This is a genomic window from Curtobacterium sp. B8, assembly GCF_000333315.1.
Taxonomy (GTDB): Bacteria; Actinomycetota; Actinomycetes; order Actinomycetales; family Microbacteriaceae; genus Curtobacterium; species Curtobacterium luteum.
Genome location: NZ_BACW01000049.1, coordinates 1 through 11011, shown reverse-complemented (window position 1 = coordinate 11011; position 11011 = coordinate 1). Strand labels below are relative to the sequence as shown.

The 11011-nt window shown below is 72.0% G+C and carries 13 protein-coding genes and 1 pseudogene; 5 read left to right on the top strand and 9 right to left on the bottom strand.

Going from position 1 to position 11011, the window contains the following annotated elements; genetic code table 11:
• Positions 1–146: Ada metal-binding domain-containing protein (locus I59_RS21200; RefSeq protein WP_305791155.1), on the bottom strand; the 146-nt coding region annotated here is incomplete at its 3' end.
• An 88-nt stretch (positions 147–234) separates the two neighbouring features.
• Here I59_RS21200 and I59_RS01455 point away from each other — a divergent pair.
• Entirely contained in the window at positions 235–816 is a 582-nt protein-coding gene (locus tag I59_RS01455; protein ID WP_022902359.1) for a molybdenum cofactor biosysynthesis protein, read from the top strand.
• Here I59_RS01455 and I59_RS01450 read toward each other — a convergent pair.
• From I59_RS01450 to folE, 5 genes are all read right to left on the bottom strand, one after another.
• Entirely contained in the window at positions 800–1351 is a 552-nt protein-coding gene (locus tag I59_RS01450) for a type 1 glutamine amidotransferase domain-containing protein (protein ID WP_022902358.1), read from the bottom strand. The genes I59_RS01455 and I59_RS01450 overlap by 17 nt on opposite strands.
• Positions 1352–1440: 89 nt before the next feature.
• Positions 1441–2094: an HAD-IA family hydrolase gene (locus I59_RS01445; protein WP_022902357.1), complete on the bottom strand. Its 654-nt coding sequence runs from the start codon at positions 2092–2094 to the stop codon at positions 1441–1443.
• Between the two features lie 198 nt (positions 2095–2292).
• On the bottom strand, positions 2293–3030 hold the full coding sequence (locus tag I59_RS01440) for a pyrimidine reductase family protein (protein ID WP_022902356.1): 738 nt from the start codon (positions 3028–3030) through the stop codon (positions 2293–2295).
• The gene (folP, locus tag I59_RS01435; protein ID WP_022902355.1) at positions 3027–3962 is read right to left on the bottom strand and encodes a dihydropteroate synthase; all 936 of its coding nucleotides are present in this window, start codon (positions 3960–3962) and stop codon (positions 3027–3029) included. Before folP ends, I59_RS01440 begins: the two co-directional genes overlap by 4 nt.
• Positions 3959–4588 (bottom strand): GTP cyclohydrolase I, encoded by a 630-nt coding sequence (folE, locus tag I59_RS01430; protein WP_022902354.1) that lies wholly within the window; start codon positions 4586–4588, stop codon positions 3959–3961. The genes folP and folE overlap by 4 nt, the downstream gene beginning before the upstream one ends.
• Before the next feature lie 141 nt (positions 4589–4729).
• Here folE and I59_RS01425 point away from each other — a divergent pair, with 141 nt between their 5' ends.
• Positions 4730–6199, top strand: a complete 1470-nt coding sequence (locus I59_RS01425) for an NCS2 family permease (protein WP_022902353.1) — start codon at positions 4730–4732, stop codon at positions 6197–6199.
• Positions 6200–6322: 123 nt separating this feature from the next.
• Here the strand turns inward: I59_RS01425 and I59_RS01420 are convergent, their stop codons facing one another.
• Positions 6323–6784, bottom strand: a complete 462-nt coding sequence (locus I59_RS01420) for a hypothetical protein (protein ID WP_022902352.1) — start codon at positions 6782–6784, stop codon at positions 6323–6325.
• A 150-nt stretch (positions 6785–6934) separates the two neighbouring features.
• Here I59_RS01420 and I59_RS01415 point away from each other — a divergent pair, with 150 nt between their 5' ends.
• From I59_RS01415 to I59_RS01405, 3 genes are read left to right on the top strand one after another with little or no spacing between them, the layout of a single operon-like run.
• Positions 6935–7198 carry a hypothetical protein gene (locus I59_RS01415; RefSeq protein WP_083881907.1) on the top strand — a complete coding sequence of 88 codons (264 nt, stop codon included), beginning with the start codon at positions 6935–6937 and terminating at the stop codon, positions 7196–7198.
• A 26-nt stretch (positions 7199–7224) separates the two neighbouring features.
• Entirely contained in the window at positions 7225–7740 is a 516-nt protein-coding gene (locus I59_RS01410) for a DUF1697 domain-containing protein (protein WP_031272359.1), read from the top strand.
• Positions 7737–8138, top strand: a complete 402-nt coding sequence (locus I59_RS01405; RefSeq protein ID WP_022902349.1) for a VOC family protein — start codon at positions 7737–7739, stop codon at positions 8136–8138. Before I59_RS01410 ends, I59_RS01405 begins: the two co-directional genes overlap by 4 nt.
• A gap of 73 nt (positions 8139–8211) precedes the next feature.
• On the opposite strand, the gene I59_RS01400 is transcribed toward I59_RS01405, so the two are convergent.
• Positions 8212–10722, bottom strand: a complete 2511-nt coding sequence (locus tag I59_RS01400; protein WP_022902348.1) for a glycoside hydrolase family 65 protein — start codon at positions 10720–10722, stop codon at positions 8212–8214.
• A gap of 64 nt (positions 10723–10786) precedes the next feature.
• Positions 10787–11011, bottom strand: a pseudogene (locus I59_RS01395) (HAD hydrolase-like protein); the annotation flags it as partial.

The window sequence follows — 11011 nt, the reverse complement described above, 5'->3', positions numbered from 1 at the left end:
CGTGGCGTCCGTGCTGGGCAGGACGGCCGGCAGTAGATGCCGGTGGAGTGCACCGCGGTGACGAACTGACCGTCGAACCGCGCGTCGCGCGAGGCGACGACACGGTACCGCTCGGCGTGCAGGTGGTCGGTCCCGGTGCTGGTCACGGGTCCAGCGTCGCACGGCTCACCGACATCGACTGGCGGGAATCGGACACGGCAGCGCCGGACGGGAGGCACGGCTAGCGTTGGTCCCGTGACCACCGACGAGCCCGTGGCAGCGCCGGACGGCCTGCCCTGCCGGACCGACGTCGAGATCGTGCTGCTCCTCGCGTCGCCCCGGCACCGCTACGAGGGGCGCCCGGCGGACGGCGCGCTGCCCGCGGACCCGTCCGGGCCCGAGCTGCGGGACCGCGTCGAGGTGCGTGCCGGTCTGGGGATCGTCGGCGACCGCTACTTCGCCGCGCGGGCACACGTCCACGCGACCGTCACCGTCGTGGGGATCGAGGGGCTCGAGGACGTGGCCCGCTCGGTCGGCGCCCCCGTCGACCCGGCGGCGACCCGACGCAACGTGGTCCTCCGCGGCGCCGACGTCGAGGCACTCCGGGGTGCGCCCTTCGCCCTCGACTCCGGGGACGGGGTCGTGCGCTTCCGCGGGTACCGGCCCGCGAACCCGTGCGCGTGGATGGACCACGAGGTCGCTCCGGGGGCGTTCCGGGCGATGCGGGGACGGGCGGGGGTCCGGTGCGATCCCGAGTCCGACGGCGTGCTCGTCGTCGGGCCCGCGACGCTGTGGACCGCCCACCCCGTCCCGCTCGGGGCTACGCCGACGCCGTGAGGGCGTGCTCGATCGCGTCGACGAAGGCGGGCAGGTCGTCCGGGTTCCGGGAGGTGATCAGGCCGCCGTCGACCTGGACCTCCTGGTCGACCCACTCGCCACCGGCGTTCCGGACGTCGGTCTGCAGCGACGGGAACGACGTGAGGGTCTTGCCGGACACGACACCGGCCTCGATGAGGGTCCACGGGCCGTGGCAGATCGCTGCGACGGGCTTGCCGGCGTCCGCGAAGGCCTGCACGAGCGCGACCGCGTCCGAGTCCTGCCGGATGGTGTCGGCGTTGATCGTGCCACCGGGGACGACGAGCGCATCGTAGTCACCAGCGCCGCTGACACTGCCGATGGTGGTGTTGGACGGCACCGACTTGCCCGGGTCCTTGTCGCCGACCAGCGTCTGGATCGAGCCGGACTCCTGCGCCGCCACGGTGACGTCGGCGCCGCGCTCGCGGAGCTGGTCCGTGGGGACGACGATCTCGTCCTGCTCCACGCCGTAGTTCGTCGCGATGACGAGGATCTTCTTGCCGTCGAGGGCTGCCATGGTCGTTCCTTCCACGGCCCGGTACTTCCGGCCGCGGACCCCACGGTCGTCGTCCGCCGCTGGACGGGCTCGCAGTCGGCAGGCGTTGCTCAGCCCCGCACGCGGAAAGCGGACCCCTCACGCTCGACGGTCAGCCCGTCGTACCCCGCGATCCGTGGCAGCCCCTCCGTGACCGGGCTCGAGAGCTCCCCCACGACGACCGTGGTCGCACCGGAGGCGACGGCCGCCTCGACCCCGGCGGGAGCGTCCTCGAACGCCAGGCAGCGCTCCGCCGGGACCCCGAGGAGTGCGGCGCCGCGGAGGTAGCCCTCCGGGTGCGGCTTGCTGCGCTCGGCGTCCTCGGACGGCACGAGGGCGTCCGGGACGGGCACACCCGCGGCGATCATGCGCTTCACGGCGAGCTCCCGCGGGGCACTCGTCACGAGGGCGATCGGCACACCGAGGTCCTGCAGCCGCCGGACGAACGCGGCTGCGCCGGGGACCTCGACGATGCCCTCGACGTAGTCGATCTCGGCGGCGATCATCGTGTCGACGATCACCTGCTGCTCGGCGCGCGGCAGGTCCGGCAGGAAGCGCTGGATCGTGTCGATGGTCTGACGGCCGTGGGAGAACCCGAGGATCTCGGCCGGGTCGAGGCCGTGCTCGTCGCCGAACCGGGTCCACGCGGCCTCGACGACCGCGGTGGAGTCGACGAGCGTCCCGTCCATGTCGAACAGGACCCCGGACACCACGACGTCGATCACACGTCCGACCCTAGCGGGCGTGCCGAGACTCGGGGTGGGCGCCCCGAGACTCGGGCCCGGCGCCCCGAGACTCGGGGTGGGCGACGGTTCTCGCGGCCGCGACCACGAGAACCGTCGCGCAGGACGAGACTCGGCAGCGCCCACGCACACGGCGGCGCCGGCGCCGGCGCCGGCGCCGCCGCGGGCGGCGCCGGCGCGTCAGGCGCGCACGTACCGCGTCAGCAGGACGCCACCGTCGCCGAGCAGCACGTGGGCCGGCCGCATCCGACGGAGCTCCGGCGAGGAGGCCGTCGCGATCCGGGGTCCCTCGCCGCCCTCGAGCGTCGGGTCCACCGTCAGGGTCAGCTCGTCGACGAGGTCCGCCCCGATGAGCGCCCCGAAGAACGACGGGCCACCCTCGCAGTGGATGCGCTCGAGCCCCCGGTCGGCCAGTGCACGCACCGCGGCGGTCACGTCGAGGGAGTCGTCGCCGCACGCCACCACGTCCGCCACCTCGGTGAGCGCCCGCCCCTGCTCGGAGGAGGCGCCGGACCCCGAGGTCAGCACCACCGGCCGCACCGGCGCCTCGGTGAACACCCGGGAGGTCGCCTCGAGCGACGCCGAACCGGTCACGATCGCGAAGACCGGGTGGTCGGGCATGCCGTGCGCCCGCCGCCACGCCACGTCGGCGTCGTGCAGCACCATCGGCCCGTACTCCTCGTCCCGGACGGTCCCGGCGGCCACGAGGACCACGTCGGCCGTCCGGCGGAGCAGGTCGAACACCCGCAGGTCGTCGTCGCCGCCGAGGTCGGCCGTGCGACCGGACGCCGAGGCGGACCCGTCGAGCGTGGTCACGAAGTTCACCCGGAGCCAGGGCCCGTCCGGCACGCCGGCCCGGTACAGCTCGAGGAGGTCGTCGTCGGCCAGGTCGGCGATCGATGTCGGCAGTGCGTTCACGTGTTGTGCCTCGCCTCCACGGGTTCGCGCCAGCCGAGGACCGCCTCGACCATGCGCATGGCGTCGACGCTCTCGACGACGTCGTGCATCCGGACGATCCGCGCCCCGAGCATCGCGCTGACGGTCGCCGCAGCCAGCGATCCGGACAGACGCGCGCCGCGGGGACGCCCGAGGGACTCCCCCACGAAGTCCTTATTGGACACCGCGGCGAGCACCGGGTAGCCGAGTGCGACGACCTCGGGCAGCCGGCGCGTCAGCTCGAGGGTGTGCACGGTGTTCTTGTTGAGGTCGTGTCCGGGGTCGACGATGATCCGCGACTCCGGGATGCCCGCCGCGAGCGCCCGGTCGACGCGCTCCCGGAGGAAGTCGACGACCTCGCGGCCGATGTCGTCGTAGTGCGGCGGGACGGGGAGGTGCTGCCGGGGCGGTGCGGTCGAGTGGGTGATGACGACCGTCGCGTCGGAGTCCGCGACGACGGCGGCCATCCGCGGGTCGGACAGGCCGGTGGTGTCGTTGACGACGCTGGCACCGGCAGCGATCGTCGCCTCCGCGACCTCAGGCCGGAAGGTGTCGACCGAGATCACCACGTCGGACTCCTGCGCCAGCTGGGACACGACCGGCAGGACGCGGTCGAGTTCGTCGGCGGCGGAGAGCTCCGGGCCCGGAGCGAACTTGACCCCGCCGATGTCCACCCAGTCGGCGCCCTGCTCGGCCGCACGGACTGCGGCGGCCACGGCCTGGTCGAGGGCGAACGTCGCGCCCTGGTCGTGGAAGGAGTCGGGCGTGCGGTTGACGATCGCCATCACGGCGACGCGGTGGTCGAAGTCGAACGTGCGGCGACCGATGGTCCGGACCGGGTCGCGCAGGTCGGGCACCACCCAGCCGGGTGCTGCACCGGCCTGGAGGCTCGGCTCGCGCTGCTCGGTCGTCATGCGTCCGCCCCGCGGTCGGCCCCGGCAGCGGGTCCTCCGGCCGTTCCGACGCCAGCGCCGATCAGCGCGATCGCCTCGGCACGCCCGGCCTGGTCGGCGAGGGTCCCGGTGGCGGCGACGGTCACGGTGGACGAGCCCGTCTGGCGCTCGCCCCGGGTCGTCACGCACTGGTGCTGCGCGTCGAGGACGACCAGGACCCCCGTGGCGTCGAGTCCCTCGGCGATCGTCGCCGCGACCTGCTCGCCGAGTCGCTCCTGCAGCTGCGGACGTGAGGCGACGGCGTCGAGCACCCGGGAGAGGGTACCGAGGCCGATGAGCTGGTCGCCCGGCGCGTAGGCGAGGTGCGCGACCCCGATGAAGGGCAGGAGGTGGTGCTCGCAGACCGAGCGGAACTTCACGTCGCGGACGATGACGAGCCGGCCCCGGTCGCCGTCCTCGGCGTGCACGACACCGTCCCTGGCGATCGCGACGGCGTCCGTCCCGATGCCCGAGAAGAACTCCGCGTAGGAGTCGGCGACGCGGCCGGGCGTGCGGGCGAGTTCGGGGCGGCCGGGGTCGTCCCCGATCGCGAGGAGGAGCTCGCGCACCGCGGCCTCGATGCGTGCGCGGTCCAGTCGTTCGTTCACGTGCTCATCCAACACCGTGCCTGGCCGCAGAACGCGAGCGGTCACCCAACGCGACGTACCCCGGGGTGCCGGACCGGGCCTCCCGTCCGGTGGCGCGCCAGCGCGGCGCGCCGCGCTCCCAGGGTTCTGTAAACTCCTCCGGTGAGCGCCCAGCAGACCGAAACGCCGCCCCGGAACCGCGTCGCATCCGGACTCGACCGCTTCTTCTCGATCACGAGCCGCGGTTCGACCATCCCCCGAGAGATCCGTGGTGGTCTCGTCTCCTTCGTCACGATGGCCTACATCGTGATCCTCAACCCGCTGATCCTCGGCGGGTTCAGCGCCGACCAGGCGGCGAAGGACGTCACCGGCGGCTGGCTCGAGAACGCGCAGGTCGCCGCGGCGACCGGGCTCGTCGCCGGCCTGATGACCATCGCGATGGGCGTCGTCGCGAACCTGCCCTTCGGCATCGCGGCCGGGCTCGGCATCAACTCGTTCCTCGCCGTGAGCGTCGTCAAGCAGGTCACCTGGCCGGAGGCGATGGGGCTCGTCGTCATCAACGGCGTGATCATCGTGATCCTGGCACTGACCGGCATCCGGACGATGATCTTCACGGCCGTGCCCGCACAGCTCAAGGCCGCGATCACCGTCGGCATCGGCCTCTTCATCGCGTTCATCGGCCTCGTCGACTCCGGGTTCGTCCGGTCGTCCGGTCTCGCGTCCCCGCCGCTGCAGCTCGGCGAGGACGGCTCGGTCGGGGCCCTGCCGACGATCGTGTTCCTGATCGGGCTCGTCATCATCGGCACGCTCATGGCCCGACGGGTCAAGGGCGCCCTGCTCATCGGCATCGTCGCGACGACGATCATCGCGATCATCCTGCAGGCGATCTTCCACGTGCCGACCTCGGTCGACTCGAAGACCGGCTGGAACCTCAACGCCCCGGGTCTCCCGTCGGCGCTGTTCGCCGTGCCGGACCTGTCGCTCGTCGGCCACTTCGACCTCGGTGCGTTCAGCCGCATCGGCCCGCTCGCCGCGTCGATGCTCGTCTTCACCCTCGTCTTCACGAACTTCTTCGACGCGATGGGCACGATGACCGGCCTGGCGAAGGCCGCCGGCGTCGCGAAGCCCGACGGCACCTTCCCTCGACTCAAGTCGGCGCTCGTCGTCGAGGGCGTCGGGGCGATCGCCGGCGGCGGCGCGTCGGTGTCGTCGAACACGGTGTTCATCGACTCGGCGTCCGGCATCGGCGAAGGCGCCCGCACCGGGATGGCGTCCGTCGTCACGGGTGTGCTGTTCCTGGCGTCGATGTTCCTCACGCCGCTGACCCAGGTCGTGCCGCTCGAGGTCGCCGCCGCGGGCCTGGTCGTCGTCGGTGCGCTCATGGTCGCGCAGGTCGCGGACATCTCGTGGACGGACTTCGGGTCGGCGCTGCCGGCGTTCCTCACGATCGTCGTGATGCCGCTGACGTACTCGATCGCGAACGGCATCGGCGCGGGCTTCATCAGCTGGGTGCTCATCAAGCTGCTGTCCGGCCGCGGTCGCGAGGTCTCGTGGCTGCTGTACGTCGTCGCGTTCGGCTTCCTGCTCTACTTCGCCCGCGGGCCGCTGGAGGCGCTGCTCGGCGTCGGGTGACGCGGTGGCGCGGCGCGCGGCGCGCGGTGCGCGGTGCGCCGCGGATTCGCACAACCGAAGTCACCCCGAACCACGGATCGCCGTGGTTCGGGGTGACTTCGGTTGTGCGGGGCGCAGGTCGCGTCAGCTCGGCAGGTCCGCCGGCAGCGCCTCGTGGTGGCGTCGACCCTGCGTGCGCCGGTCCTCCTTCATGCCCGCCTCGAACAGGTGCCGCCTGCCGTCGACCAGCTGGTCACGCGCGGCCTTCTCGAGCTCCTTGGCGAGCGCGTAGTAGCCGTCGTCGTAGTCCTCCATGACCTGGAACGTCCACCGCCCCGCGATCACGTTCCGCCCGACCAGCTCGGTGTCGATGCGGTCGGCGAGGTCGGTGTGCCCGGCCTTCCGGAGCTGCTCGACGGCCTCGCCGAGGTTGAGGTCCGCCATCCCGGTCAGCCGGTGGAACCCGTAGAGGAGGCCGCGTGCGTGTTCGATGACCTCGACCGCCGCGGACAGCGTGCCGAGGGCCTCGACGGTCGCCTCGGACACCCCCTCGGGCACCTGGTGGGCGGCGTCGGGTCCCTGGTCGTCGTGCTGCTGATCCGTCATGGCTCTCGTCTACCGGAGCGGTGCTCGTGACGTTCCGAGGTCGGCGTCCCCCGGGTGTTCCCCGGGCTCCGGGCCGCCCACCGCATCCTCGTTGCCCGTCGCCGGATCGTGGCCTACCATTCGAACACACGTTCGAACGAGGAGGACATCGTGGTGATCATCGACACGGCCGCGACCGTCTGGTGGACCGCCGGCGTGCCCGTCCGGCTGGTGTGGTCCGGGCGTCGCTGGCGGGTCACGGACACACCCACACGGCTCACCGTGACCCGGGCGGAACTGCCCACCGCCATCACCCACGCACCCGAGCGGACGGTCGGATGGCGCTTCCAGGCGACGGCCGAAGACGGCGAGACGCTCGTCGTCGACATCGTCCCCGAGGGTGACGGCTGGGGCGTCGCCCGCACGTGGACGTGACCGGCCCGGCGCGCTACGGTCCCGACATGACCAGGTGGATCGCCCTGCTCCGCGGGGTGAACGTGAACGGGATCACGATCCGGAGCGCCGACCTCGCCGCGACCTTCCGCACGCTCGGGTACGCGGACGTCCGGACCGTGCTCGCCTCGGGGAACGTCGTGTTCACAGCCCCGGGCGAGGCGTCGGTCGTCAAGGGGCATGTCGAGCAGGCGCTTCGCGATCGGTTCGGCTACGACGCCTGGGTCGTGCTGCTCCGTCACGACGACCTCGCCGGCATCGTCGAGGGCTTCCCGTTCCCGTCCGGGCCGGACCGGCACGACTACGTCCTCTTCGCTTCGGAGGACGCCGCACTCGACGACCTGCTCGCGGACCTCGCCCTCGACGACACGGTCGAACGGGTCGCACGCGGGGCCGGTGTCGTCTACTGGTCGTGTCCGAAGGGGTCCAGCACGGACACGACGTTCGCCAAGCGGGCGGGCGCGGTCCGGTTCAAGCGGACCACGACCACCCGCAACACGAACACGCTCCGGAAGCTCCTGTGAGCGTCGCGGCGCGCGGTGCCCTGCACCACGTCGAGCTCCGGGTGGCCGACCTCGACCGGGCCGTCGCAGCGTGGGGCTGGTTGCTCGGCGAACTGAGCTACGAGCCGTACCAACGGTGGGACGACGGGCAGAGCTGGATCGCGGGCGGGACGTACGTCGTCATCGAGGCCGCACCCCTCGACGGGGTGCACGACCGGCGCCGTCCGGGGCTGAGCCACCTGGCGTTCCACGCCGGGACGACCGCTGACGTCGAGCGCCTGTGGCGTGCCGCGCCGGCCCACGGGTGGGCGCAGCTGTACGCCGACCGGCACCCGTACGCCGGGGGCCCGGACCACCACGCCGCGTTCCTCGAGGACGGCGAGCGCTGCAAGGTCGAACTGGTGGCGACCACGCGCTGACGACCGCCGACGCGGTACCGCGCGCAGCGCCTCCAGGCCACCGCGCGCAGCCCGGCCGGCGTCCGAGCGGGCCCTACGCGGTCGTCTCGTCCGCCTCGAACTGCCGCTCGAGCGAGATCGTCGGGATCGATGCCGTGATGACCGACCCGTCCGCCCGGAGCGTGCCCTGGATGTCGCTCGTGGTCGGCGCGCGACCGGTCATCCGCGGCCCCTGGTGCGGCAGCGGCACCACCGTCGGCTGGTCGGCGGAGAGGTCCCACTGCTGGTTGTGGACCCAGACCGTGAAGCCCTCGCCGTGCTCGATCGTGAACGTCAGGGTGTCCTGCTCGAGGTCGACCTTCACGCGCGAGCCCCGCACCGTCAACCGGTAGGTGATCCGCTCCCACGACTGCGGCAGCCGCGGGTTGAAGGTCATCCGTCCGCCGTGGTCGCGCATCCCGCCGAACCCGTTGACGAGCGCGCCCCAGATGCCGCCCGTCGAGGCGATGTGCACCCCGTCGGTGGTGTTGCCGTGCAGGTCGGCGAGGTCGACGTAGAGCGCGGTCTGGAAGTACTGCTCCGCGAGCTCGCAGTACCCGACCTCGGCCGCCATGATCGACTGCACGACGGCGGACAGCGTCGAGTCGCCCGTCGTCAGGGCGTCGTAGTAGTCGAAGTCGCGACGCTTCTCGGCCGCGGTGAACTCGTGCCCCTGCAGGAACAGGGCCAGGACGACGTCCGCCTGCTTGAGCACCTGGAACCGGTAGATCACCAGCGGGTGGTAGTGCAGCAGCAGCGGCCGCTTCGACTCCGGCGTGTTCTCGAGGTCCCAGAGCTCCTTGTCGAGGAACTGGGCGTCCTGCGGGTGGATGCCACGGTGCGGGTCGAAGGGGATCTCCATCGACTCGGCCGCGTGCTCCCAGCCGGTGACCTCCTCCGGCCGCAGCCCGGTCCGGCGCACCATCCGGCCGTACTCCTCCGGGTCGTCGGCGGCGAGCTCTCGCGTGGCCTGCACGGCGTACCAGAGGTTCGCCCGCGCCATCACGTTCGTGTAGAGGTTGTCGTCGACGACGGTCGTGTACTCGTCCGGGCCGGTGACGCCGTCGATGTGGAACTTCTTGTCGCCGTTCGACCGCCAGAACCCGAGGTCCTCCCACAGCCGGGCGGTCTCGACCAGGATGTCGATCGCGCCGCGCTTGAGGAATTCGGTGTCGCCCGAGGCCCGCACGTACTGCATGAGCGCATGGGTGATGTCGGCATCGATGTGGTACTGCGCGGTGCCGGCGGCGTAGTAGGCGCTCGACTCCTCGCCGTTGATCGTCCGCCACGGGAAGAGCGCCCCGCGCTGGTTCAGCTCACGAGCACGGGACCGGGCCGCGTCGAGCATGTTGTAGCGGAACCAGAGCGCGTTCCGGGCCACGATCGGTGCCGTGTAGGACAGGAACGGCAGGACGTAGATCTCCATGTCCCAGAAGTAGTGCCCGCCGTACCCGGAGCCGGTGACGCCCTTCGCGGCGATGCCGTGCCCGTCGGTGCGGGCCGTGGCCTGCGCGAGCATGAACAGGTTCCAGCGGACCGCCTGCTGCACGTCCGGCTTGCCGGCCACCTCGACGTCGCTGCGCGCCCAGTAGTCGTCCATCCACGCGCGCTGGGCGGCGAACACCTCGTCGACGGACTCGGCGTGGGCGCGGTCCAGCGTGCGGTCGCAGCGGTCCGCGAGCTCTCGCGCGGGTACGCCGCGCGAGGTGTGGTAGACGATGCTCTTCACGAGCCGGATGGGGACACCGGCCTTCGCCTGCACGCGGTAGACGTGCTTGGCGAGGTCGTCCTCGATCGAGGACGACTCGTCCCACGAGTTCTCGGTCTCCAGGTGGTGCTCGACGCCGACGCAGACGGTCATCCCCGAGCTCGCTGCCTGGTAGCCGAGCAACGACCGTCCGCCGGTGCTCCGCTTGAGCTTCGGCTCGAGCACCCGCTCGGTGAACGCCTCGGCCTTGCGCGGGTCGAAGGCGTTCGCCGCGGCACGCATGCCCGCGTGGTACTCGTCCTGGACGTCCTGCCGGTTCAGGACCTGGCTCGAGAGCAGGATCGAGGCGTCCGCGTCGAGCACGGTCACCTCGTAGTCGATGACCGCCAGGTGCCGGTCGGTGAACGACACCAGGCGCCGCGACCGGATGAGGACGCGCTTGCCGGACGGCGTCGACCACTCGGTCTCCCGGAAGAGGTAGCCGCCGCGGAACTCGAGCCGTCGGGTGTGGCGCAGGATGTCGGCCTCGGCGAGCACGAGCGGCTCGTCGTCGACGTAGAGCCGGATCACCTTCGCGTCGGGAGCGTTGATGATCGTCTGCCCGGTCTTCGCGAACCCGAAGGCGTCCTCGGCGTGGCGGATCGGCCAGGTCTCGTGGAAGCCGTTGACGTACGTGCCGTACTGCACGCCGCCACGGCCTTCGTCGAGGTTGCCGCGCAGGCCCAGGTAGCCGTTGCCGACGGCGAAGTTCGTCTCAGCGACGCCCTGCTCGTCGGGCGCGTACTCGGTCTCGACGAGCGCCCACTCGTCGATCGGGTAGCGGACGCGGTCGAGCGGGTCCGAGGTGATGGGGTTCATGCTGCTCCGTGGGAGGGAGGTGTGGGGATCGGTCGTGAGGCGGACGGGTCGGTCGCCCGACCGCTCAGGTCGTCGGTGCCGGGGTGGAGCGGAGGTCGTCGATCAGGTCGGCGAGGTCGGTCACGACGAGGTCGGCACCGTGCGCTCGGAGCTGTTCGGAGCCGGCGCCGCGATCGACGCCGACGACGAGCCCGAAGCCGCCGTTGCGTCCGGCCTCGACCCCGCTGGTGGCGTCCTCGACCACCACGCACTCGGCGGCCGTGAGACCGAAGCGGCTGGCGGCGTCCAG